This window comes from Vibrio sp. MOR3 (assembly GCF_001557775.1).
Lineage (GTDB): Bacteria > Pseudomonadota > Gammaproteobacteria > Enterobacterales > Vibrionaceae > Vibrio > Vibrio jasicida.
This window is the reverse complement of record NZ_LNRD01000014.1, coordinates 48,897-71,864: the sequence shown is the minus strand read 5'-3', so window position 1 is coordinate 71,864 and position 22,968 is coordinate 48,897. Positions and strand designations below refer to the sequence as shown.

Sequence of the window (22,968 nt, the reverse complement as noted above, 5' to 3'; positions counted from 1 at the left end):
GGGATGATTGGTGACTTACTAGCCATTTTAGGACTGTGCTTTTTCTGCTTTTTGTTTTGGCAACAAAGACGCCAATCAGAATTAGCGAAAGCGGCTATTACACGCAAATGCGAGCAACTTGATCTGCAATTGGTCAGCATCGCATTTGGTGCACATAAAATGAAAACGCCAGACGGAATCTGGCGTTGGCATACAGTGTATCAATTTGAGTTCTCATCTCTTGGTGACGATTGCTACCAAGGAGAATTGACGATGATCGGGTTTAGGCCGCTGAACTTTCACCTACCGCCACATCGCTTGTAAATTCCATTTCAAAGTAAGGGCCGTATAGGTCCTTGCTTTCTCTTGTCTTTGTAAATCCAAGTTTTTCCAGTACTGCCATGGATGCTTTGTGATGACTATTCACATTTGCTTTAACTTTGTGTAGTCCAAGCTCACGGCACGCCTTCGGGAAAAACGCCTTTAGCGCTTCTGTTGCTAATCCTTTACCCCAATAAGCTTTATCAAAGATAAATCCTAGCTCTGGTTCATGCTCCAGATTCGAAATGAACACGTGTCCCATATAGTCACGGCTGGTACTTTCAAGTACCGCCATACTGTAGACATTCTCATCATCCAGAATCTTCTCAAACAACTGTTTCGCAGAAGACACGGTATGTGGTCCATTCATCTCTGCGCGATTCTTAGCGCAGCAATTTAACATCACGAACTCTAGTTGCAACGACTCATTGTAGGGTAGAAGAAGCATTCTTCTGGTTACTATGGTCACATCTGTTCCTTGATTACAGCAAACTTAATTTATCCGCATAGCAGAAGCTCAAGAGCTATTCATTTGTTATGCGGTACATAACGCCTTTTAGAGAAGCCGAAAGTTAAACCAACTGATTGGAAAGGATATTGATCTGGATTGTTTTTTATTCAGTGTTATGAGGAATTTATAAATTATGTGATATTGACACTTTTAATTATCTGAAATTATGAAAGTGCAAAATAAGAAAGACCCCGACACTAGCGTATCGGGGTCATAGTCTTACTCGCAGCAGTCCGGCTACTAAATAGTGCTCCATGCATCATCCATAATAGTGGCTGATTCCGTCAGCTTAGTCCTTACGTCGCCGTCCTAGCGGTGTCCTTATCATCCTGATAGCTAACAATCCTCGTTAGCGCGCATCACTTGTTCCTTGAGCGGTGTCCATTGCATCTTCCTGATGCTGTCCTTACCTCAATCCTAAGAGGGGTCCATTGTCTATCCTTAGTCATCAACATCCTGTTGATGATTGTGTCCTTACAATGTCCTGCGCTCCGTGCTTGATCACTCATCCTGAATAATCAAATCGTCGTCCTGACGATGACCAAATCCTTGGTGCTTTCCTGTTCCATGTCTGCTTCCTGCCGACAAGGTTTAATTTACGCTTTTCCTTTTAAATCACAATCAGCCCAAGATATTCTTTTGTTTGAAAACTTAGTTAAAAATATGTTAAACCGTTATTTTTCATAATCTTATGCCAACCAATTTCTTTTGTTCTGACGACGAAATCGTTTTCTCTCACAACCTCTGTGAGAGATCTCGCACAAGGGTCTGCCGAAATTGCCATTCGCTAATTTCAGCGCCTCAACGTATGATGACAGAAGTCATTTTAGTAGGGACAAAATATGTTAACTCAAGACGTCACTAAAGAGCTGGAAGCCGTGATGGAGCAGTTGCAACAGCAAGGTAAAGAGCCAACCGTTGCTCTGGTCAAAGCTCGAATGAAAACGCCTGTGCCTATGCCAGCATTAATCGCAACCATCAAAAGTTGGAAAAGCGCGAATCGCATTCCTAAAGTTGAAGTTGCGGTACAAACACCGAAAGAAGAAGATCGCATCACCATTCTGGAAAACACAGTAGCTAAACTGGTGGCTCGTGTTGAAGAGCTTGAAGCCAAACTAAATGAGAAAACAGCATGAAATTATGGGTAGATGCAGATGCTTGTCCGAAAGTCATTCGTGAGACTATCGTACGTGCGGCAGAACGAACCGGTGTTGAGTGTACCTTTGTTGCAAACCACGTAGTTCCTGTACCAAAGCGTGCCAATATTCACTCTCTGCAAGTGCCTGCCGGTTTTGATATTGCGGATAACGAAATTGTTCGTCGTGTCGAAGCCAATGATCTGGTGATCACATCAGATATTCCACTTGCAGATGAAGTCATTAGCAAAGGCGCATTGGCGCTAAGTTCACGAGGCGAGCTTTACACGAAAGATACTATCAAAGCGCGACTCAATATCCGTGACTTTATGGATACCATGCGATCAAGCGGTATTCAAACGGGAGGGCCAGCAGCGCTGTCTCAAACGGAACGTCGCGAGTTCGCCAATCACCTCGACAGAATCCTCGCAAAACGTTAGGCATTCATTTTTACCCACGAAAATCGTCGCCAGTGAAATGAGAACCTCAAAACTCCGTTCTTTGTTGTTATAACAAGAATGGAGTTTTATTTATGAACGCACGGATCGTCGTCCCCTTTTCATTATTTTTCTTTTCTACGACGTTGCTTGCCAGCCAAGAACCCTTTGGCATTGTTGGCGGTAGTATCACCTCTGGCGAAAGCGCTTTTTCCGTCAAAGACACACCTCAGTTGGGTGCGACACCTAACTTGTTCTATTCCGGCCCTATTGGCTTTGTCGATGGCAGCTTAGCCAACTGGCAAGCATTAACTTATTTGGGCCTATCGGCTAATTGGCGCTTTGCGGAAGTCTCCAACACCTTTGTCGATTTACCAAATGGCATCACCGATCGCGATGGCAATGGTGAACTTGGTATTACTTTGGGCACTGTTGGCGCAAGATTGACTTATCTGCATGATGTCACCTCAGATCACGATGGTTACGAAGTTCAACTGCATCTCGGCCGGACACTAGAGACTTGGTTACCACCGTTTACCCTCACCCCCTTTCTAGAAGTCGATTACCGAGATAAAAAACTCTCTAACCATCTGTACAGTGTCTCTGCGCGAGAAGCGGCAGCATCAGGGCTAAGAGAATTTAAAGCCAATTCTACTTTTGTTTACCAAGCAGGACTTATTGGTCTTTATGAAGTCACACCATCTTGGATTGCAATCACCAAAGCAGAATTTATTCATCATGACAGTGACAGCACATTGATACAGCGTGATATAGGTTGGTCGTTAGAAGTCGGTCTAACCTATCGTTTCGCAGGTCTTTGAACGAAAAAAGCCTGCGATAAACGCAGGCTTTGATTGAGCTGAGTGAGGTTGCCTATTAAGGCGTGTAGTATGTCGCTGCACCTGGACCTACTGGTAGACCGAATACGAATACCCACAGGTAGAACAGCACACTCCAACCAACAAGGAAGACAATCGAGTAAGGCAACATGGTCGCGATCAGCGTACCGATACCTAGATTCTTCATGTAGCGCGTTGCTACCGCAAGGATAAGACCGAAGTAGCTCATCATTGGTGTGATGATGTTCGTCGTTGAGTCACCGATACGGTAAGCCGCTTGAATGGTTTCAGGAGCGTAACCGACTAGCATTAACATTGGTACAAAGATTGGTGCAGTTACTGCCCACTGTGCTGATGCTGAACCAATCATCAAGTTGATGAAGCCACACATTAGTATGAAGGCGAAGAACAGCATTGGACCAGTTAGACCAATTTCTTGTAGGAAGCTTGCGCCTGCTACTGCAAACACTTGGCCAAAATTCGTCCACTTAAAGAAAGCAACAAATTGCGCCGCGAAGAATACCAGTACGATGTACATGCCCATTGAAGACATTGACTTCGACATGGCATCAATGACATCACGGTCATTCTTCATCGTACCAACTACGCGACCGTACACAAAACCCGGTACCGCGAAGAAAACAAAGATAAACGCGACGATACTCTTCAAGAATGGAGAGCCCGCTACTGTGCCAGCGTCAGAACGTAGAACACCATCAGCAGGAACAATAGTCCATGCTAGTAGTGCAGACACTGCCAATACTGCGATACCCGCAAGCTTAAGGCCTTTTTTCTCTACGTCAGTTAGACCGCCCATCTTGTCTTGAGACAAGTCTTCAGCCGCTTCTTCGTCATTATATTTACCAAGTTTTGGTTCAACGATTTTCTCAGTAACAAATGCACCGGTAATCGCGATGAAGAAGGTAGAAACAAACATGAAGTACCAGTTTACTTCTGGACCAACAGAGTAAGTTGGGTCAATCATCTGTGCTGCTGTTTCAGTGATGCCTGATAGCAGTGGATCAACCGTACCGATAAGTAGGTTTGCAGAGTAGCCGCCCGATACACCAGCAAATGCAGCGGCAAGGCCAGCTAGTGGATGACGACCTAATGAGTGGAACAACATTGCTGCCAGTGGAATCAGTACCACGTAACCAAGCTCAGAAGCCGTGTTTGAAATGATACCAGCGAAAACAACGGTTACAGTAACCATGCGCTGAGAAGCGCCCATTACTAGGCCACGCATTGCAGCAGAAAGTAGACCAGAATGTTCTGCAATGGCAACACCAAGCATCGCAACCAAGACGGTACCTAACGGTGCGAAGCCAACAAAGTTTTTCACTAGATTTGTAACAATCAGCTGTAAGCCTTCAGCATTTAGCAAGCTTACGACTTGAATCATACCATCAGCAGCACGGCCAGGCGCACCCTCTGGGCGCGGGTCGACAACGGAAACTTCAAAGTAACCAGCGATACCCGACATAACTAGGATTGCAAGACAGAAAATGGCGAAAAGTGTGATTGGGTGGGGTAAAAGGTTCCCCAAATATTCAACTGTATCTAGAAAACGCGTGAACAGCGGCTTCTTTGGTGAGTTTTGTTTCATTGAAGCAGATGAACTCATCTGTTCCCTCCTTGTATTTATTCCTGCGCATTTGTGACAAAAATGTCATAAAGCTTGCGCAGGGTACTCGACACAAGGGTTAAGTGAAAGTTCAAAACGTTACAGAATGTAACTCAAAGGCGGATTTATGACCTATTATCGATAAAAATATAGTTATATCACCCACATACAGATCATAAATCAGAATTATAAGTCACGCCATCCCATAAATCGATACGATATTTATGGTTATTTCTGCACCGCCTTAAAGCGTGGGTTCGTTTTGCAAATAACGTATAAACGCCCTCTTCTTTTTACGATCTGACAATCTGGGTGACGGCTTTTTGCGCTCTTTAATGACTTAACAACCTTCATTTTTTACTCCTTATCTTTATTGAATTGACCAAAGCGGCGATTGAAGTTAGCAATACGACCTTCAGCTTGTACGACACGTTGCTTGCCTGTGTAAAACGGGTGAGAGGCAGATGACACATCCAGTGTGAAATATGGGTAAGTCTTGCCGTCTTTCCATTCAATGGTGCGATCAGTTTGTAGTGTCGAACCAACAACAAAGTATTCGTCTACGCTGGTGTCATGAAATACTACAGGACGGTATTCAGGGTGAATTCCTGGTTTCATATTAAAATTTCCCTCTTGATTAATTGTTATAATATAACATATCAATTAGGAATCATTCTCAACAAAAAAGCAAGCGGAATTTTGTGGTACTTTAGTTTTCATCTTCCATGTATAAGACACCATATTCATGTATTCCATTGAGCCTATTGGCGTAATTGAAAGCCCATATAAAGAGAAGTTTGCGGTCCCTCGCCAACCTCGCTTGGTGCCTGCGGCGCATTCACGTGTCAAACTTCAAGGCGCAGCAAATAGTCCAGAAGCCCTTCGTGGTTTAGAGCAGTTTTCTCATGTATGGCTACTGTTTTTGTTTGATCAGAACTTAGAAGCGGGATGGAAACCCACCGTGCGCCCGCCTCGTTTAGGAGGCAATGAACGTGTTGGCGTCTTTGCGTCACGTTCTACTTTCCGTCCCAATGGCATTGGCATGTCGGCAGTGGAAGTCAAAGGTATTAGCAAGAAAGGCGATCAGATCTATTTGGATCTTGGTAACGTAGACTTGGTCGATGGCACGCCAATTGTTGATATCAAACCATACATCCCCTACTCAGATTCTATTACAGAGGCACAAGGTGGCTACGCAGAAGACGAACCCGAAACATCTCAGATCGGCTTTTCTTCAGCTGCACTGGCGGAACTCAAAAAGCGTAGCGATACTGAGTATGTCAAAACAGTGATCGAGCAAGTTCTGGCACAAGATCCTCGTCCGGCTTACAAGAAAAACAAGCCTGACAGTAAGGAATATGCGGTAAATTTGTTCGATCTGAACGTTAAGTTCACGGTTAGCGATAACTTAATAACAGTTACTGCGATTGAAAGCTTTTGACAAAGGCATTTGGCTGATATTATAAGCGGCTAACAATTTTCCCTTTGTGGGACCTCATGCTCCTGTCCATTCTGGCTTGAGTATCTAACTTTAATAAACGGATAAATTTAATGCGTACCAGTAATTATCTTCTTTCTACTCTGAAGGAGACTCCAAACGACGCAGAAGTAGTGAGCCACCAGCTCATGCTACGCGCGGGTATGATCCGTAAGCTGGCTTCAGGTCTATACACCTGGCTGCCTACTGGTCTACGTGTGCTGCGTAAAGTCGAAAACATCGTTCGTCAAGAAATCGACAATGCAGGTGCAGTCGAAACTTTGATGCCCGTTGTTCAGCCGTTTGAACTATGGGAAGAGACAGGTCGTTCTGAGAAGATGGGTCCTGAGCTACTTCGCTTTACTGACCGTCATACTCGTCCGTTTGTTCTTAGCCCTACAGCTGAAGAAGTGATCACTAGCCTTGTGCGTAACGAAGTGAGCTCTTACAAACAGCTTCCGCTAAACCTGTACCAAATCCAGACTAAATTCCGTGATGAACGTCGTCCACGTTTCGGCGTAATGCGTGCACGTGAATTCTGCATGATGGATGCATACAGCTTCGACATCGACAAAGAAGGTCTAGAGAAATCTTACCAAGCGATGCACGACGCTTACTGTAAAGCATTCGATCGCATGGGTCTTGAGTACCGTCCAGTACTTGCTGACTCTGGCGCTATCGGTGGTAGTGGTTCTCAAGAGTTCCACGTACTTGCTGAAAGCGGCGAAGACCTAATCGCATTCTCTACTGAGTCTGATTACGCAGCGAACATCGAAAAAGCAGAAGCGGCAGCACCTGCAGGTGAGTGCGCTGAGCCAACTCAAGAGATGACGTTGGTTGATACGCCAAACGCGAAAACAATCGCGGAGCTTGTAGAGCAACACGGTCTAGCGATTGAGAAGACTGTGAAAACTCTATTCGTGAAAGCGTCTGATGAAGTAGATGCTGACATCATTGCTCTTATCGTTCGTGGTGACCACGAGCTAAACGAAGTGAAAGCAGAAAACCTACCTCAAGTTGCTTCTCCATTAGAGATGGCATCAGAAGAGGAAATGCGTGCACTGATCGGTGCCGGCGCTGGTTCTCTAGGCCCTGTTGGTCTTGAACTGCCATTCATCGTTGACCGCTCTGTTGCTGTAATGAGCGACTTCGGCGCAGGCGCAAACATCGACGGTAAACACTACTTCGGTATCAACTGGGGTCGTGACGTTGAACTAGGCCAAGTTGAAGATCTACGTAACGTAGTAGAAGGCGATCCAAGCCCATGTGGTCAAGGTACGCTAATGCTTAAACGTGGTATCGAAGTTGGTCACATCTTCCAACTAGGTAATGTTTACTCTCAAGCGATGAACTGTGGCGTTCTTGGTCCTGACGGTAAAAACGTTATCCTAGAAATGGGTTGTTACGGTATCGGTGTATCTCGTGTTGTTGCTTCTGCAATCGAGCAAAACCACGACAAATACGGCATCATTTGGCCAGACGCACTAGCGCCTTTCCAAGTTGCTATCGTGCCAATGAACATGCACAAGTCTGAAGAAGTGAAAGAAGCGGCTGAGAAGCTGTACGCTGAACTGACGGCTATGGGTATCGAAGTACTATTCGATGACCGTAAAGAGCGCCCAGGCGTGATGTTCTCTGATATGGAACTTATCGGCATTCCTCACACTATCGTGATCGGTGATCGTTCAATGAAAGAAGGCAACTTCGAGTACAAGAACCGCCGCTCTGGTGAGAAAACAGCGATTGCTATGGCAGACATCGTTGAACACATTAAAGCTCAACTGCAATAAGCACATTGTGCTGAATACAGAGTGATAAAAAGGGTTGGCTTCGGTCAGCCCTTTTTTACGTCTGTTTTTTAAGCCTTTTGGCCCTACCTAATATTGGCGCTGTTAATCTTTGGTTCAGACTCATCACCTTACACTGGATTCAATCTAGTAAGGAGGTCATTCATGGATCTAAAAAGTCTTCTTAACCAAGCGCTCAAATCAGACCTAATCAAGCAAGGTACCGATGCGATTGGTAAACAAACCAGCAATATCAAATCCTCATCAAGCTCTAGCCAACTGAAAACACTTGGTGCCGGCGCGATTGGTGGCGGTCTTATCGGCATGTTAATGGGCTCTAAAAAGAGCAAAAAGATGGCCAAGAAAGTCGGTACAGGCGCACTCAAAGTCGGTGGCGCAGCTGCATTAGGTGCTCTGGCTTACAAAGTCTACAATGATTGGCAAGCGAAGCAGGACACACAGGGCGTCAACGAAAGCTTCGATCCTGATGACAACAAACATGCAAAACTGATCCTTAAAGCCATGATTGGTGCAGCCAAAGCCGATGGCCACGTCGATGAACAAGAAATGGCTCGCATCGAACAAGCACTGACAGAAATGGGCGCAGATGATCATGTAAGACAGTTGGTTCATCAAGAACTGCACAAGCCGCTCGATCCAGCAGAAATCGCGCGTTTAGCAACGTCGCCACAACAGGCATCAGAAATTTATCTGGCGTCGTTGATTGTGGCCGATGAGCAAAACTTTATGGAGAAAACGTATTTGCAGGAGCTTGCGAAGCAACTCAACCTTTCTCCAGAGGTCACTTATCAGTTAGAAGCACAATTACAGTGATGAATGTTTGCTCAAGTTGCGTGTTAACTTGAGCCAAAACAATTCTCTGCTTTGAGTTTCAAAACGGCTATGTGTATATTTGAGAGCAGTTATCATTTCTTAAGGATTTAGCCATGCAAGTATACGGCTGTTGTGAATTAGTTCGTGAGCTTTACGCTCAAATCGGTAGTGGCGATCAAGGCTACATTCCTCAAGCGATCTCGTGTGCAGTAAAAGCGTTAAACGACATCGCTGCCGACGAATCCCTACCAAAAGAAGCTCGTGAAAAAGCCGCGTTTGCAGCAGCAAACCTGCTGATTTCAGATTTTGAGGATAAGTAATGAATCTGGCAAATTTTGAGTCCATGGATCCAATCATGTTAATGAGCATCGTCAATATGAAGCTGCGTGACGACTTTGGCGGTGATCTGGATAAGTTGGTCGTATTTTTTGATATCGACCGTGCTGCGCTTGAAGCAAAGCTAGCGACGGCAGGTTTCGATTTCTTACCTGATGCAGGTCAGTTCCGTTAATCGTGAGCCGAGACGGATAGCAAAAACACGAATAGAAAAAAGGGCTTGATGCATTCATCAAGCCCTTTTCTTTTATGTTTTGAGTCAGCTTATTAGCCGAACGAAGCCCAGATAACAGTCGCCACGAGAATCGGACAAACAAACTTCACGTATGCAGGCCACAACTTACCAAACCAACCTTGGGTGAACTCAGGACAACCTTGTTCAAGCTCTTTGATTTTCGAGTGACGATTCCATACCCAACCACCAAACAGACAGAACAACAGTGCTGCCATCGGTTGTAAATATTGCGTCGCGATAGTCGCAACCATGCCAAATAGTGCGCCGAAGTTAAATACGATAACCACACTGAACAGCGCAATCAGGCCACCCAATACCCAGCTTGTCGTGCTGCGTTTAGTGTTGAATCGCTCACCAACCAGAGCAACCGGACATTCAAGCATCGAGATAGATGACGTCAGTGCTGCAATCGTCAGCAGTAAGAAGAACACGATTGAGAACAGTTGGCCAAGCAAACCTAAGCTATCAAACATCAGCGGTAGAACTGTAAATACCAATGTATCTGAACTTAATAGAGAGCCATCTTCTGCATAGATTTGAACGCCTTTTTGCATCGCAACGAACATTGCTGGCATCACCACTAGACCAGCAATAAAGGCAACTGCGGTATCGACCATAGTCACGTTCATCGCCATCTTCGGCAGGTTCTCTTTCTTACTTAGGTAAGAGCCATAGATAAGCATCGAACAGCCACCGATGGTCAGTGAGAAGAAGCCTTGGCCCATTGCGGCAAGGATAAGTTTGCGATCCCATACTTTCTCGAAATCAGGCACTAGGTAGTGCTTCAAACCTTCCATCGCACCGTTTTGCGTCATGATGTAGATGAACAGCAAACCGAACAGAACAAACAGTGCTGGCATTAAACGTGTTGACCACTTCTCAATGCCCTGCTTCACGCCGCCTTGTACGATCAAAATGGTTAATACATAAAATGTAATCGTACCAAACAAGTTGCGTTCAACGCTGAAGCCTTTCAACCATTGTGTCGCCGCTTCCATACCCATGATGTCGGTCACTGCGCCCAACATAAAGCAGATCAACCAACCGCCTACAATCGAGTAAAACGCCAAAACCGCACTTGGCACACTCAGACCAATCCAACCAACTAGGCCGCCAAGTTTCTTGCCCACAGGGTTGTCTGTTAAAGAACGCATGCTGTCTACTGGGTTTGCTTGACCATGACGACCGATCGCCATTTCAACCACCAGCATTGGGAATGCAACGATAAGAATCATCACCAAGTACACCAACAAGAAGGCACCGCCGCCGTTACTTGCTGCTTGGGTAGGAAAGCCCCAAATGTTACCTAGACCCACTGCAGCACCTGCTGCCGCTAAGATGAATCCAAGGCGTGAGCCAAAATGCTCACGAGGCTGAGAAGAAGTTTGTTGTGTCATACCACTCACACAAAATATCAATGAACTAGCTGACTAGTACAGTATAGCAATATCTTCTACTCAACAAGAGTCATTAGGTTAATTACTCGACAATCAGATCAATTAGCAGACATTCAGTTTGTAAATTTCCACGTACATCTCATATTCGCCAAGTATCGTTTTTTGTCTTTTTGATGAATTTATAAATCAGCGTGAAGTGAGCCGAAAAATAATGAGCCGAGTTGTAAAGTACGAATAGTTCAACGTGATTTCGTGTTGAAAAGTGAAACATAACGCTTCGAATTTCTCTCCTGATGTCTATTTATCAACTAGTTATCTAATTAGTTCAACAGAACATCTTGTAACTCAAGGAGAGAAAAATGAAGGTCACGCTACTGCATGGTGCGGTCATCGCGGCACTCAGTGTCAGCTACCAAGCTCAAGCTTATAACTGCCAAAATTTATCAGCATGGGATGGTACCACCGTTTATAACTCTGGCGATCAAGTACGGACCCAAGGCGCAGCTTATGAAGCGGCCTATTGGACCCAAGGCAATAATCCGGTAAACAACTCGGGACCATGGGAGGCTTGGAAAGGCCTTGGGCAATGTGATGGTGGCGGTACAAACCTACCTCCAACAGTCTCATTCTCTTCTCCAACCGATAACGCACAGATACCAGAAGGCAGCGTAATAACGCTATTAGCCAATGCTGCTGATGAAGATGGGCAAGTGGCTCAAGTAGAGTTCCTTGCTGGGAATCAAACTGTTGCAATGGTAAGCCAAGCCCCTTTCCAAGCTAACTGGACAGCAGTAGAGGGTGTCTCTCAGTTAACGGCAATCGCCACCGACAACGAAGGTGCGGTAACCACAACCAATGTTTCTATCTTCGTTCAACCACAAACCGAATTGCCACCTCCAACCGTTTCTCTAACGAGCCCAACAGGTACAGAAACACCAAATGTAGGTGACACTATTTCGGTAACGGCCGATGCAGCAGACAGCGATGGTTTAGTCACCCAAGTTGAGTTCTTCGTAAACAACCAATCCGTGGCTGTCGATACTGCGGCTCCATATGAATATGTCTGGACGGCGGCAGTCGGTACTCATACCTTCAAAGCGCAAGCAACCGATGATTCGAACCTGTCAACCATGAGCCAAGAAGTCTCGCTCGTCGTCAGCGACTCTAGTTCTGGCGGTTGTGCAGACGCCGTGTCTTATGTGGCAGGTAACCGCTATGAAGCAGGTGCACTCGTCTCTAATCTCAACCAGAAATATCGTTGTGATGTTGCAGGCTGGTGTTCTTCTGATGCAGCCTGGGCTTATGAGCCAGGTGAAGGTTTGTACTGGCAGGATGCCTGGACTGGGCTAGGTGCCTGTTCGACACCGCCTCAAGTCGCTATCACCGCACCAAGCGAAGGCCAAGTATTACTCGCAGGCGACAATGTTGAAGTCTCGGCGGATGCCAGCGATGCAGACGGTAACGTGACTCAAGTGGAGTTCTTCGCCAATGGCACCAGTTTAGGTGTGGTTGCTCAAGCACCATACTCAGTCTTGTGGAGTGCAACGCTGATTGGTACCAATCAACTAAAAGCCGTTGCCACAGACAACGATAACAATACCTCCGAGTCTGTCGTTAACGTGACTGTGAGTGACCAAGATTTGGTGATTTCATTGACGTCACCGAGTGCAGGTCAAACCGTCGGTTTAGGTAAGAATCTCGTTCTAAGCGCAGATGCAACCTCACTAACCTCTGGCGTGAAACACGTCGACTTTATGGTGAACGGTGCAATTGTCGCAACCGACACGACGGCACCTTACTCGGCGAACTGGACACCTGCCGCGATTGGTAGCTTTACGGTAAGTGCTCAAGCTACCGACCTTGCAGGTACAACAGCGCTTTCTGATGCGGCATCGATTACGGTTGTTGAACAAACTGAGAAACGTCATAAGTTGATTGGCTACTGGCACAACTTCGTGAACGGTGCAGGCTGTCCTATCCGCCTCGCTGACATGTCTGATGCATGGGATGTGATTGATATTGCCTTTGCAGAAAACGACCGTAACAGCGATGGTACCGTGCACTTCAACCTGTACTCTGGTGACATCTATAGCGATTGTCCTGCGCTAGACCCAACTCAATTCAAGCAAGACATGGCCGCTCTGCAAGCTAAAGGTAAGAAGTTCGTTCTGTCTCTTGGTGGCGCAGAAGGCACAATCACACTCAACACTGACCAAGATGAAGCAAACTTCGTATCGAGCCTGACCGCATTGATTGCCGAATGGGGCTTCGATGGTTTGGATGTGGACCTAGAAAGTGGCTCTAACCTGCTGCATGGTTCGCAAATCCAAGCTCGTTTAGGTGGTGCTTTGTTGCAAATCGAGCAGAACATGGGCGGCGATATGTACCTAACCATGGCACCTGAGCACCCTTATGTACAAGGTGGCTACATTGCTTATAGCGGTATTTGGGGCGCATACATTCCTGTGATTAACGAAACACGCAGCACGCTCGACCTACTACACGTTCAGCTATACAACAACGGCGGCCTGCCAAACCCTTACATGTCTGGCTCCGCACCAGAAGGTTCTGTGGATATGATGGTAGCGCAGTCTAAGATGCTGATTGAAGGTTTTGAATTGGCAGACGGTACCATGTTTGAACCACTGCGTGATGACCAAGTCGCGATTGGCTTACCATCGGGTCCAAGTTCAGCTAACTCAGGTCAGGCGCCAACACAGAACATCCTAGACGCATTAGATTGCTTAACCAAAGGCACTTCATGTGGCACAGTGAAACCAGCATTCAACTACCCGAACTACGCTGGTGTGATGACATGGTCAATCAATTGGGATGAACACGATGGCTTTAACTTCTCGAAACCAGTAGGCGATAAGTTAACTCAGATGAATGCGGAATAACTCGTATAGATACTGAATAGTACCCATGTAAAAAGAGCGCCGATAACAGGCGCTCTTTGTTATTTGTGTTTCGCGAATTAAATCATGAAGACTTGGTAATCTTTTAACGCTGGGATCTTCTTCAGCAGATCTTGCTCTTCACCTGCCATATCATCCAGTGATTCACACAAATCTTCCGCTTGTTTTTCGACGTCTTTCGAATGCTCAGCTAAGCGTTCTTGTACCTTGGCTTGCAGTTCCGTCATGCTTTCAGACAGCGCAGTCAAGTTCAAACCACCGTCTTCTTTCATCTTGGCAGACAAAGCGTCAAATGCGCTGGTTAGGAATTCTTTGTTAAAGATTTCTTGTGCCTTTTCGAAGTCTTGTGACCATGATTCTGTCATCGAGTCAAAACTGTCAGCAGGCAGAATAAAATCACCGTCTTTGTAGTAACGGGCTTCTACATCGGCAAAGAAATCCTTTACCGCAACCTTAACGTTATCAAACGAATCAGGCGCATCAAGGCTTACTGCGATATCATCGATGATGTCATTTGCTAGGGCTAAGCCATCACTCGCCAGCTGTTTCGCTTGCGGAATATAAGCATTCATCTTCTCGCGGTAACTTTCAATTGCCGCTTTTTGATCATCGTCTAGCTCGATCATTTCACCTTTGATGAACAAGTTATTGTCTTCATCGACGACCGCTTTTTCACCATTGGCATGTACGATTTCTAAGTTCTGACCATCCATACGAACTTCGTTGTTAATATCAACGCGACACTGAGCGGCGTAGCCACTGGCACTGATAGTCAACAAGGAGAGCGTGAGCAGTTTCTTCATTACTTTCTCTTTTTCATGGTTATCCTGTTTAACTATAACAGCCACCTATGGGTGGGATGTCAGCAAATCGTCACGACTTCATAACAAGTTGTTTTATCGACAATTTTCATCTCTACGTCCTCCCCTTCTTCTTTCCCCATCAAAGCACGACCAAGGGGGGATTTCGGCGTAAGAACAAACACCTCTTTGCCTTGCCATTCGACAGTCAATCCGCCAGAGCAAGGCCCTATAAAGAAAGCTTTTTCGATATCATTTTCGTCCACTAATTCAATATAAGCACCAACCGCGATACGAGCATCGACAAAATCACGCAACACAAGAGTGCGGTACTGGCGAAGCTCTTCTTCACTTTCTTGCACGCGTATGGCCTGTCCATGCGCAAGATAAGATGCCTCAAGTGCTAGCGTATCGTATTTATGCTCAGGGACAGTTTCTTCATCTGTCGCAGCGTCAATAGCTCGCTGTGTAGAGGCGTGAGCAACTTGCAGCTTCTCTTCTAAGTGTTGAATGATAATTTGGACTAAGTCAGCTTTGTTCATACTTTTAGGGCGCGCATTAAGCATTGAGAATGTGGTAATTTAAAGAATCGTTTTCTGCGACAGTTTACCATCAAATAGAGGTTTCCCTATTATGCAAAGTGACCCACTTCAGCAAACACTTCAGTCTGTGTTTGGTTTTGATTCTTTACGATCAGGACAGCAACCCGTCATTGAAGCTGTGATGAGTGGTCATTCCGCTGCCGCAATCTTTCCGACTGGCTCAGGTAAATCACTTTGTTACCAACTGCCCGCGACTTTGCTACCCAATCTAACGTTAGTGATCTCGCCGCTTTTGGCTTTAATGAAAGACCAATTAAGCTTTTTACAAAGTCGAGGGATTCCTGCGGCATCAGTGGACAGCAGCCAAAGTCGCGAAGAAACTCAACAAGTAATGGCGGGCGTAAAAAGTGGCAAGATTAAAATCTTGATGATCTCGGTTGAACGCTTGAAGAACGAGCGCTTTCGAGAGTTTATTCGTCAAATTCCTATCTCTTTAATGGTGGTCGATGAAGCGCACTGTATCTCTGAATGGGGCCACAACTTCCGCCCTGATTACCTCAAACTCCCGCAATAACAGCAAGCCCTCAACAACAAACAATCTCTATTGTAAACCGCCACTGCAACCCCTGCGGTTATTGAAGATATGCAGAAGAAGTTCAATATCGCGAGTGAACACATTACAGTGACTGGCTTTTATCGCCCTAACCTTGATATCTCCGTTATTCCTTGTGAAGAAGCGAATAAGCCCACTCAACTTGGCGATCTTATTACGGCTGCACCAAAACTTCCGACCATCGTCTACGTGACACAGCAGCAAACCGCCGAGCAAGTGGCAAAGTCTTTGATCCATTTAGGCGTCAATGCACATGCTTACCACGCTGGCATGAAAAGCGAAATCCGCGAACAGATTCAACATCAATTTATGGCGTCACAAATTGACTGCATTGTCGCGACCATCGCGTTTGGTATGGGAGTCGATAAATCCGACATTCGCCGAGTAATTCACTTTGACTTACCTAAGTCAATCGAGAACTACGCGCAAGAAATTGGACGTGCAGGGCGTGATGGCGAGCGTTCAGAATGCATTTTACTTGGGAATACTTCGGGCTTAACCGTCCTAGAAAACTTTGTGTTTGGTGATACCCCAGAACCGAGCTCAATTCATTATGTGTTGGAGCAAATTCGCGAGCATGCTCCTCAATGGGAAGTAATGGCTTTGCGTTTATCTCGAGACAGTAACATTCGTCAATTGCCATTAAAGACACTGCTAGTTTATTTGGAACTCGCCCAAGTTATTACCGCAAAATACAGTTATTTTGCTGAATATCGCTTCAAGTTTTTGCAAGATCAGCAATTCATTCTCAACCAATTTCACGGTGAACGTCGCCAGTTTATTGAGGCTATTTTTACCTGTTCGACAAGGGCCAAAGTTTGGTGTCAGGTTGATTTGGAAGCGCTGTGGATGCATTACCAATCGGAGAGAAGTCGAGTGGTTGCGGCTTTGGATTACTTCCATCAAAACGGCTGGATTGAGCTGGAAAGCAAACTACTAACAGATGTGTATTCTGTCCTTCCAGAAACTCAAAGCCAAGACGGACTCGCTCAGCATTTGGTTGAATTATTTCAATCCAAAGAACGCAAGGATATTGAACGTATCCATACCATGCTGAATTTATTCCAATCTGACGATTGCTTGAGTCATCAACTGGCCCATTACTTCGCTGATCACAATGCACCGACGCAATGTGGTCACTGCTCAGTATGTCGCGGGCACGTCGCTACGTTTCCAAGCTCTCAAAATGAAATACCTGAACTCACTCACCTATCAGCATGGATTAACGAATTCATCCAACTATCACCTACCGCCGTCAGTAATGCAGCGGTTTCTCGCTTTTTATGTGGCATTAGTACGCCACTTATCACTCAGTTAAAAGCGAGCAAACTGCAAGGTTATGGAGCAATGGCGAATGTCTCTTTCGAGCAAGTATTGAAACAAGTGGAAATCGCTCGATCCTAGAAAAAGCTCAATTGACGAGCTTGTGCTTCGGGCTTGAGCATCACACTCAAGCCCAGCAAACGAATTTCTCGACCATTTTGGCGTTTAAGAATATCACGCAGCAGCACCTTGAAATCCTCTAGTTCCAACTGGGGATGAATGTGCTCAATCGTCGTAAGTTGAAAGTCAGCAAACTTGAGCTTGATGCCTTGCTTGATGATCGATTTATCTGGATTGGCTTTCTCTAGCCGTTTTTCTAATTCTGGGTAGAGTTTTTCTTCTATTACTTTCCAGCATTCATCGTAAGTCGAGATGTTCTCGCTAAACGTACGCTCAACACCAACTGATTTACGTTCACGCTCTACCACTACTTCACGATCGTCAATACCGTGACTGCGTTTCCATAACGAAGCACCTTGCCGCCCGAACTGACGCAGCAGTTCACGATAGTCACTGTTTTTAATATCTTCACATAAGTAGAACCCAGCTTGATGAAGTTTCTCCAAACTGACTTTGCCTACTCCAGGAATTTTTTCGAGTGGAAGTTTGTCCACCACCTCCTGAACTTTATCCGGCGGGATCACAAACTGACCGTTTGGCTTATTCATGTCAGAGGCTACTTTGGCAAGAAACTTAATCGGTGCGATGCCCGCTGATGCGGTCAATCCCAGTTCAACATGTATATCGTGGCGAATCGATTCGGCAATTAAAGTTGCAGAGCCTCGACATGCTGATGAGTCCGTGACATCGAGATAAGCTTCGTCTAAAGAGAGAGGCTCGATGATTTGCGTGTAACGCTCAAAGATGGCACGAATCTGCTGAGAAACTTGTTTATACACGTGCATACGCCCCGGAACCACAAGGAGGTTCGGACATAGTTGTAATGCTCTTGCGGTTGGCATTGCACTGCGTACACCAAACTTACGTGCTTCGTAACTGCACGTGCTGATAACGCCTCTCTGCTTTTCATGCCCACCAACCGCAAGGGCGACTCCCCGATAATTTGGGTTATCGCGCATCTCAACGGCAGCATAGAAACAATCCATATCAACGTGAATTATTTTTCTTATTCTTTCAAGCACGATCTACACACAAAACAAATACTGTTTAAAAAAACAGTATAGCCATAAATAGCCGCTTTGAAAATAGTGTTATCTGGAGTCAATAATCTGAATTATTGATAGCACTGTATTCACATTTCGTTATTATTGATGCAAGTAACACTAAAAGTAGGGACACTTCTTTGAGTAAGAAAATACTGGTTGTCGAAGACAGTCGCGCCTTCAGAAATTATTTGCATCAAATCTTAAGCCAAGCTGGTTATGAAGTGCTTGCCGTAGAGAGTTTTGAAGAAGCTAAATCCTTTTTGATGAATGAACATGACTTATTATGTGCCGTTCTCGACTATTGTTTGCCGGACGCACAGGATGGAGAGATCATCGACCTCCTCCTTGCTTGTAAACATAAGGTCATTGTGCTGACAGCCATGTTTCAGGAAGATATTCGAGAGCAAATGTTGGCAAAAGGTGTATTGGACTACATCCTGAAAGACAGCATGGCATCTGTCTCTTATCTTCTGCCATTGCTTAAGCGCTTGACCAATAACCAGCACCACAAATGTTTAGTTGTTGATGATTCGATGACCGTTCGTCACCATGTTGTTCAGCTATTAGAACATCAATATATTCAAACGCTTCAAGCCGAAAATGGACAAAAAGCTATTGAGCTCATCGAGCAAAATCCCGACATCACCTTGGTTTTGACAGATCATGATATGCCGGTAAAAGACGGCATCACTATGATCCGAGAACTGCGCCAAAAGCTGGATAAAAACCAACTGGCTATCCTAGGCATCTCTGGCAGTGACGACCACACCATGACCGCACGCTTTCTGAAGGCTGGCGCTAACGACTTTTTATATAAACCCTTCAACCAAGAGGAATTTTTCTGTCGTGTCCATCAAATCTTAGACATGAAAGAAGCGACTACCGAATTGTTCCGGATGGCCAACCAAGATTCATTAACTGGCTTATGGAATCGTCGATTTTTATTTGGTCAAGCTTGTTGCGGATGTGAACAGCGCAACATCGCGATGCTAGATATCGATTTCTTCAAAAAGGTGAATGATAATTACGGGCATGACGGCGGGGATGCAGCCTTGGTGATGGTAGCGAATATCCTGAAGATCTATTTCCCAGAAGACGTGATTGCACGCTTTGGTGGTGAAGAGTTCTGTATACAATCTTGTGGCAGTTATGATGAATTCGTCAATCGACTGGAACAAATGCGTCAACGTGTAGAGAAAACACCCGTACCTTATCAGGACGAGAGTATTCAAGTAACGATTAGCGTTGGAGTATCAAACATCGACGGCAACCTTGACCAACAGATTAAGGTAGCGGACGACCGGCTGTATCAAGCAAAAGGGAATGGCCGAAATCAGACCATTTACCAGTAACGAACATTCACTGTTCAGAAAAAATAAAACCCAGCGCGAAGCTGGGTTTTTCTGTCTAGGATTCACATATTAAGCAATGCGATCTTTTTCCCATGCAGCAAGTTTTTCAGCACGTAGTGCTTCACGAGCTTCACGCTTTTTACGTGCATCACATGGTTCAGGACAGTTACATACCTTCTCGATGCCTACCGCACCAAGACCACCACAACTGCCTTTCACTACCTTCTTCTGGAAGATGTAGCCAACTGCCATCGCGGCAATCACCGCAACAAAGACAGCAAAAGTAATTAGAAATGTACTCATTGGGACATGCTCACTAAGTTGTTATTTCTTCATGAACGGCTTGTATGCTTCCGAAGCCAGTTCTTTAAAACCATCGTCCGTTTTCACAATCATGAAAACTGGGATGTTATTTTCATTCGCGATTTCCATGCCTTTGTCTTCACCTAGCACCATAATACCAGTAGCAAGGCCATCAGCTGTCATCGACGACTTATCCAGTACCGTTACAGACACTACCTTATGATGAATAGGTTTGCCTGTTTGAGGATTGATGATATGAGAGTATCGCACACCATTGCTCTCAAAGTAATTACGATAGTCACCGCTTGTTGCAATTGCCATATCACCAGGCTCAATAATTTCTTGGATTGAGCGCTCATCAACAGTTGGCTTTTCAATCGCGATGCGCCATGGCACACCTTCGCGGTTAAGGCCTTTCAAGCGCATCTCACCACCAACTTCCACCATATAGTTGTGAATGCCTTGAGAGTGCAAGTAATCGGCTACTACATCCACCCCCCAACCTTTCGCAATAGTCGATAGGTCCACGTATAGGTTCGGGATGTCTTTTGACATCTTGTTACCTTCAACGGAAAGATGATGAATGCCAGTATTCGCTTTGCGTGCTGCCAGTTCTTCATCTGAAGGCACCACATCAGGGCGCGCTTCAGGGCCAAACCCCCAAAGATTAACCAATGGTCCTACCGTTACATCAAGTGCACCTAAAGTAAGACCGTTAAGACGAATCGCTTCTTTCACTACCGTAGCGGTTTGTGGCGAGACTTCAAACGGTTCACTGGTTTGATGCTGATTAAATCGACTCAGCTCTGAATCTTCACGGTATGTCGACATTTGATCGTTCACTTCTTCAAGTAAGCGATCAATCTCTGCCTGCAAGACATCTGGTTTTGGTAAACCATCTTGCTCGATGTATTTGATGTTATAAGTCGTACCCATTGTTGGGCCACTTAGGTGAATTTGATCTGCTGGTTGGTCACAGCCAGCTAAAACCAATAGAGAAGCGAATGCAACAAGCCATTTACTCACTTGTTTACTCCTATTGTTGTTAAATTGATATGGAAAATGGGTTCTCTTGAGATAAACCGATTTCCTATAGCAACTGTTGAATATCATTTTGTATTTTACAAAAAAGAATGGCTAGCTCTTAGAGAGCTAGCCATAGATTCAATCACTTAGAGGGATTAACCACCGAAGTCATCTAGTAGGATGTTTTCATCCTCTACACCTAGATCTTTTAGCATGCCGATTACAGCCGCGTTCATCATAGGTGGACCACACATGTAGTATTCACAATCTTCTGGTGCTTCGTGATCACGTAGGTAGTTCTCGTAAAGAACATTGTGAATGAAGCCTGTGTAACCATCCCAGTTATCTTCTGGCATAGGGTCAGACAGAGCACAGTGCCATACGAAGTTATCGTTGTCAGCCGCTAGGCCATCAAAGTCTTCTACGTAGAACATTTCACGCTTAGAACGTGCACCATACCAGAATGACATCTTACGCTTAGAGTGCAGACGTTTTAGCTGGTCGAAGATATGAGAACGCATTGGAGCCATACCTGCACCACCACCAACGAATACCATTTCAGCGTCAGTGTCTTTCGCGAAGAACTCACCGAATGGACCAGAAATCGTACACTTGTCGCCTTCTTTTAGAGACCAGATGAACGATGACATGATACCAGGTGGTACGTCTGGGTTGTTCGGCGGCGGAGTCGCGATACGAACGTTAAGCATGATGATACCGTGTTCTTCTGGGTAGTTAGCCATAGAGTACGCACGGATCGTTTCTTCGTTTACCTTAGACTCGTAGCGGAACAGGTTAAATTTATCCCAATCACCACGGTACTCTTCAGGTACATCGAAGTCAGCGTATTTAACGTGGTGAGCTGGCGCTTCAATCTGGATGTAACCACCAGCACGGAAAGGTACTGATTCGCCATCTGGGATTTGTAGCTTAAGCTCTTTGATGAATGTTGCTTTGTTATCGTTAGAGATAACTGAACATTCCCACTTCTTAACACCGAAGATTTCTTCAGGAAGCTCGATGTCCATGTCAGTTTTCATTGCAACTTGACACGCTAGACGCTCACCTTCACGTGCTTCACCTTTAGTAATATGGTCAAGCTCGGTAGGTAGGATGTCGCCACCACCTGATTTAACTTTTACGCGACACTGACCACATGAGCCACCGCCACCACAAGCAGAAGATACGAATACGCCAGCACCAGCTAACGCAGATAGTAGCTTACCACCTGGTTGTGTAACGATCGCCAGTGAAGGGTCATCGTTCACAGAAATTGTAATGTCACCTGTTGGTACAAGCTTAGACTTAGCGAAAAGAATCACTAGTACTAGCGCAAGTACGATCAGAGTAAACATCACTACACCAAGAATAATGTCCATTGACTATTCCTTAATTAATGCGGTTTACCCGACTTACAGTTGAACACCAGAGAAAGACATGAAGCCTAACGCCATCAGACCTACAGTGATGAACGTGATACCAAGACCACGTAGACCAGGAGGTACGTCTGAATACTTCATCTTCTCACGGATACCTGCAAGAGCAACGATTGCTAGCATCCAACCCACACCAGAACCGAAACCGTAAACAACAGATTCAGCAAAGTTGTAGTCACGTTGTACCATGAAAGATACACCACCGAAGATCGCACAGTTTACTGTGATCAGCGGTAGGAAGATGCCAAGCGCGTTGTACAAAGGTGGGAAGAAACGGTCAAGAACCATCTCTAGAATCTGTACAAGTGCCGCAATTACACCGATAAAGGTGATGAAGTTTAGGAAGCTAAGGTCTACGCCCTCAACTAACGCGTTCTCTTTTAGAACTAGATTGTAAACTAGGTTGTTCACAGGAACCGCGATAGTAAGTACTACCACTACTGCAACACCCAGACCAAAAGAGGTCTTAACTTTCTTAGATACGGCAAGGAAAGTACACATACCTAGGAAGAAAGACAGTGCCATGTTCTCGATGAAAATCGATTTAACTAGCAGACTGATGTAATGTTCCATGAC

The 22,968-nt window shown here is 45.3% G+C and carries 23 protein-coding genes and 1 pseudogene; 12 read left to right on the top strand and 12 right to left on the bottom strand.

The annotated features are described in order from the left end of the window. Positions 1-3: 3 nt before the first annotated feature. Positions 4-303 carry a DUF3301 domain-containing protein gene (locus ATB76_RS27515; RefSeq protein ID WP_039976952.1) on the top strand — a complete coding sequence of 100 codons (300 nt, stop codon included), beginning with the start codon at positions 4-6 and terminating at the stop codon, positions 301-303. Here ATB76_RS27515 and ATB76_RS21535 read toward each other — a convergent pair. After that, entirely contained in the window at positions 263-748 is a 486-nt protein-coding gene (locus ATB76_RS21535; RefSeq protein ID WP_038864682.1) for a GNAT family N-acetyltransferase, read from the bottom strand. The genes ATB76_RS27515 and ATB76_RS21535 overlap by 41 nt on opposite strands. A gap of 905 nt (positions 749-1,653) precedes the next feature. Here ATB76_RS21535 and ATB76_RS21530 point away from each other — a divergent pair. The 3 genes from ATB76_RS21530 (at position 1,654) to ATB76_RS21520 (ending at position 3,205) form a co-directional block, all read left to right on the top strand. Continuing rightward, on the top strand, positions 1,654-1,947 hold the full coding sequence (locus ATB76_RS21530; RefSeq protein ID WP_038864680.1) for a hypothetical protein: 294 nt from the start codon (positions 1,654-1,656) through the stop codon (positions 1,945-1,947). Further along, positions 1,944-2,387, top strand: coding sequence for a YaiI/YqxD family protein (locus ATB76_RS21525; protein ID WP_038864678.1), 444 nt, complete (start codon positions 1,944-1,946; stop codon positions 2,385-2,387). The genes ATB76_RS21530 and ATB76_RS21525 overlap by 4 nt, the downstream gene beginning before the upstream one ends. Before the next feature lie 92 nt (positions 2,388-2,479). Beyond that, positions 2,480-3,205 carry a MipA/OmpV family protein gene (locus ATB76_RS21520; protein WP_061036097.1) on the top strand — a complete coding sequence of 242 codons (726 nt, stop codon included), beginning with the start codon at positions 2,480-2,482 and terminating at the stop codon, positions 3,203-3,205. A 55-nt stretch (positions 3,206-3,260) separates the two neighbouring features. Here ATB76_RS21520 and ATB76_RS21515 read toward each other — a convergent pair whose 3' ends face one another. From ATB76_RS21515 to ATB76_RS21510, 3 genes are all read right to left on the bottom strand, one after another. Then, positions 3,261-4,847 carry an AbgT family transporter gene (locus tag ATB76_RS21515; RefSeq protein WP_038864674.1) on the bottom strand — a complete coding sequence of 529 codons (1,587 nt, stop codon included), beginning with the start codon at positions 4,845-4,847 and terminating at the stop codon, positions 3,261-3,263. Between the two features lie 228 nt (positions 4,848-5,075). Beyond that, a complete protein-coding gene (gene ykgO, locus ATB76_RS27505; protein ID WP_005380299.1) occupies positions 5,076-5,201 on the bottom strand; it encodes a type B 50S ribosomal protein L36 in 126 nt (41 codons plus the stop codon). A 3-nt stretch (positions 5,202-5,204) separates the two neighbouring features. Further along, complete coding sequence (locus tag ATB76_RS21510) at positions 5,205-5,465, bottom strand: type B 50S ribosomal protein L31 (RefSeq protein WP_038864672.1); 261 nt, start codon at positions 5,463-5,465, stop codon at positions 5,205-5,207. Positions 5,466-5,592: 127 nt separating this feature from the next. Here ATB76_RS21510 and tsaA point away from each other — a divergent pair, with 127 nt between their 5' ends. The 5 genes from tsaA to ATB76_RS21485 all read left to right on the top strand — a co-directional run bounded on the left by tsaA (position 5,593) and on the right by ATB76_RS21485 (position 9,456). After that, entirely contained in the window at positions 5,593-6,288 is a 696-nt protein-coding gene (tsaA, locus tag ATB76_RS21505; RefSeq protein WP_061036096.1) for a tRNA (N6-threonylcarbamoyladenosine(37)-N6)-methyltransferase TrmO, read from the top strand. A gap of 110 nt (positions 6,289-6,398) precedes the next feature. Then, positions 6,399-8,114 carry a proline--tRNA ligase gene (locus ATB76_RS21500; RefSeq protein WP_042600064.1) on the top strand — a complete coding sequence of 572 codons (1,716 nt, stop codon included), beginning with the start codon at positions 6,399-6,401 and terminating at the stop codon, positions 8,112-8,114. A 162-nt stretch (positions 8,115-8,276) separates the two neighbouring features. Then, positions 8,277-8,945 carry a tellurite resistance TerB family protein gene (locus ATB76_RS21495; protein WP_038879127.1) on the top strand — a complete coding sequence of 223 codons (669 nt, stop codon included), beginning with the start codon at positions 8,277-8,279 and terminating at the stop codon, positions 8,943-8,945. A 113-nt stretch (positions 8,946-9,058) separates the two neighbouring features. After that, positions 9,059-9,265, top strand: coding sequence for a YaeP family protein (locus ATB76_RS21490; RefSeq protein WP_038864665.1), 207 nt, complete (start codon positions 9,059-9,061; stop codon positions 9,263-9,265). Continuing rightward, positions 9,265-9,456 (top strand): DUF4250 domain-containing protein, encoded by a 192-nt coding sequence (locus tag ATB76_RS21485; RefSeq protein ID WP_042600065.1) that lies wholly within the window; start codon positions 9,265-9,267, stop codon positions 9,454-9,456. Before ATB76_RS21490 ends, ATB76_RS21485 begins: the two co-directional genes overlap by 1 nt. Before the next feature lie 92 nt (positions 9,457-9,548). Here ATB76_RS21485 and ATB76_RS21480 read toward each other — a convergent pair whose 3' ends face one another. Further along, entirely contained in the window at positions 9,549-10,913 is a 1,365-nt protein-coding gene (locus ATB76_RS21480; RefSeq protein WP_005436738.1) for a sodium-dependent transporter, read from the bottom strand. Positions 10,914-11,272: 359 nt separating this feature from the next. Between ATB76_RS21480 and ATB76_RS21475 the strand changes: the two genes are divergently transcribed. Beyond that, positions 11,273-13,813, top strand: coding sequence for an Ig-like domain-containing protein (locus ATB76_RS21475; protein ID WP_042600066.1), 2,541 nt, complete (start codon positions 11,273-11,275; stop codon positions 13,811-13,813). Positions 13,814-13,890: 77 nt separating this feature from the next. Here ATB76_RS21475 and ATB76_RS21470 read toward each other — a convergent pair whose 3' ends face one another. Both ATB76_RS21470 and ATB76_RS21465 read right to left on the bottom strand, forming a co-directional pair. Beyond that, the gene (locus tag ATB76_RS21470; protein ID WP_042600067.1) at positions 13,891-14,634 is read right to left on the bottom strand and encodes a YggN family protein; all 744 of its coding nucleotides are present in this window, start codon (positions 14,632-14,634) and stop codon (positions 13,891-13,893) included. A 59-nt stretch (positions 14,635-14,693) separates the two neighbouring features. Next, positions 14,694-15,173: a GreA/GreB family elongation factor gene (locus ATB76_RS21465; protein ID WP_061036119.1), complete on the bottom strand. Its 480-nt coding sequence runs from the start codon at positions 15,171-15,173 to the stop codon at positions 14,694-14,696. A 91-nt stretch (positions 15,174-15,264) separates the two neighbouring features. Here ATB76_RS21465 and ATB76_RS21460 point away from each other — a divergent pair. Further along, positions 15,265-17,190: pseudogene (locus ATB76_RS21460) on the top strand (RecQ family ATP-dependent DNA helicase). Here the strand turns inward: ATB76_RS21460 and dinB are convergent. Then, positions 17,187-18,215: a DNA polymerase IV gene (dinB, locus tag ATB76_RS21455; RefSeq protein ID WP_042600069.1), complete on the bottom strand. Its 1,029-nt coding sequence runs from the start codon at positions 18,213-18,215 to the stop codon at positions 17,187-17,189. The pseudogene ATB76_RS21460 and the gene dinB sit on opposite strands and share 4 nt — an antisense overlap. A 197-nt stretch (positions 18,216-18,412) precedes the next feature. On the opposite strand from dinB, the gene ATB76_RS21450 reads away from it, so the two are divergent. Next, on the top strand, positions 18,413-19,627 hold the full coding sequence (locus tag ATB76_RS21450; RefSeq protein ID WP_038864651.1) for a diguanylate cyclase: 1,215 nt from the start codon (positions 18,413-18,415) through the stop codon (positions 19,625-19,627). A gap of 69 nt (positions 19,628-19,696) precedes the next feature. Here the strand turns inward: ATB76_RS21450 and nqrM are convergent, their stop codons facing one another. The 4 genes from nqrM to nqrE form a co-directional block, all read right to left on the bottom strand. Then, positions 19,697-19,930, bottom strand: a complete 234-nt coding sequence (nqrM, locus tag ATB76_RS21445) for a (Na+)-NQR maturation NqrM (RefSeq protein WP_005427386.1) — start codon at positions 19,928-19,930, stop codon at positions 19,697-19,699. 21 nt (positions 19,931-19,951) lie between these two features. After that, entirely contained in the window at positions 19,952-20,956 is a 1,005-nt protein-coding gene (locus ATB76_RS21440; RefSeq protein WP_038864649.1) for an FAD:protein FMN transferase, read from the bottom strand. A gap of 155 nt (positions 20,957-21,111) precedes the next feature. After that, positions 21,112-22,335, bottom strand: coding sequence for an NADH:ubiquinone reductase (Na(+)-transporting) subunit F (nqrF, locus tag ATB76_RS21435; RefSeq protein WP_038864647.1), 1,224 nt, complete (start codon positions 22,333-22,335; stop codon positions 21,112-21,114). A gap of 33 nt (positions 22,336-22,368) precedes the next feature. Further along, positions 22,369-22,965 carry an NADH:ubiquinone reductase (Na(+)-transporting) subunit E gene (nqrE, locus tag ATB76_RS21430; RefSeq protein WP_005436652.1) on the bottom strand — a complete coding sequence of 199 codons (597 nt, stop codon included), beginning with the start codon at positions 22,963-22,965 and terminating at the stop codon, positions 22,369-22,371. Positions 22,966-22,968: the final 3 nt, after the last annotated feature.

Excerpts from the sequence above, each read along its gene's own strand:
- ATB76_RS27515 (WP_039976952.1), top strand. The coding sequence starts at position 4 with ATGATTGGTGACTTACTAGCCATTTTAGGACTGTGCTTTTTCTGCTTT.
- ATB76_RS21535 (WP_038864682.1), bottom strand. The coding sequence starts at position 748 with ATGCTTCTTCTACCCTACAATGAGTCGTTGCAACTAGAGTTCGTGATG.
- ATB76_RS21530 (WP_038864680.1), top strand. The coding sequence starts at position 1,654 with ATGTTAACTCAAGACGTCACTAAAGAGCTGGAAGCCGTGATGGAGCAG.
- ATB76_RS21525 (WP_038864678.1), top strand. The coding sequence starts at position 1,944 with ATGAAATTATGGGTAGATGCAGATGCTTGTCCGAAAGTCATTCGTGAG.
- ATB76_RS21520 (WP_061036097.1), top strand. The coding sequence starts at position 2,480 with ATGAACGCACGGATCGTCGTCCCCTTTTCATTATTTTTCTTTTCTACG.
- ATB76_RS21515 (WP_038864674.1), bottom strand. The coding sequence starts at position 4,847 with ATGAGTTCATCTGCTTCAATGAAACAAAACTCACCAAAGAAGCCGCTG.
- ykgO (WP_005380299.1), bottom strand. The coding sequence starts at position 5,201 with ATGAAGGTTGTTAAGTCATTAAAGAGCGCAAAAAGCCGTCACCCAGAT.
- ATB76_RS21510 (WP_038864672.1), bottom strand. The coding sequence starts at position 5,465 with ATGAAACCAGGAATTCACCCTGAATACCGTCCTGTAGTATTTCATGAC.
- tsaA (WP_061036096.1), top strand. The coding sequence starts at position 5,593 with ATGTATTCCATTGAGCCTATTGGCGTAATTGAAAGCCCATATAAAGAG.
- ATB76_RS21500 (WP_042600064.1), top strand. The coding sequence starts at position 6,399 with ATGCGTACCAGTAATTATCTTCTTTCTACTCTGAAGGAGACTCCAAAC.
- ATB76_RS21495 (WP_038879127.1), top strand. The coding sequence starts at position 8,277 with ATGGATCTAAAAAGTCTTCTTAACCAAGCGCTCAAATCAGACCTAATC.
- ATB76_RS21490 (WP_038864665.1), top strand. The coding sequence starts at position 9,059 with ATGCAAGTATACGGCTGTTGTGAATTAGTTCGTGAGCTTTACGCTCAA.
- ATB76_RS21485 (WP_042600065.1), top strand. The coding sequence starts at position 9,265 with ATGAATCTGGCAAATTTTGAGTCCATGGATCCAATCATGTTAATGAGC.
- ATB76_RS21480 (WP_005436738.1), bottom strand. The coding sequence starts at position 10,913 with ATGACACAACAAACTTCTTCTCAGCCTCGTGAGCATTTTGGCTCACGC.
- ATB76_RS21475 (WP_042600066.1), top strand. The coding sequence starts at position 11,273 with ATGAAGGTCACGCTACTGCATGGTGCGGTCATCGCGGCACTCAGTGTC.
- ATB76_RS21470 (WP_042600067.1), bottom strand. The coding sequence starts at position 14,634 with ATGAAGAAACTGCTCACGCTCTCCTTGTTGACTATCAGTGCCAGTGGC.
- ATB76_RS21465 (WP_061036119.1), bottom strand. The coding sequence starts at position 15,173 with ATGAACAAAGCTGACTTAGTCCAAATTATCATTCAACACTTAGAAGAG.
- dinB (WP_042600069.1), bottom strand. The coding sequence starts at position 18,215 with ATGGATTGTTTCTATGCTGCCGTTGAGATGCGCGATAACCCAAATTAT.
- nqrM (WP_005427386.1), bottom strand. The coding sequence starts at position 19,930 with ATGAGTACATTTCTAATTACTTTTGCTGTCTTTGTTGCGGTGATTGCC.
- nqrF (WP_038864647.1), bottom strand. The coding sequence starts at position 22,335 with ATGGACATTATTCTTGGTGTAGTGATGTTTACTCTGATCGTACTTGCG.
- nqrE (WP_005436652.1), bottom strand. The coding sequence starts at position 22,965 with ATGGAACATTACATCAGTCTGCTAGTTAAATCGATTTTCATCGAGAAC.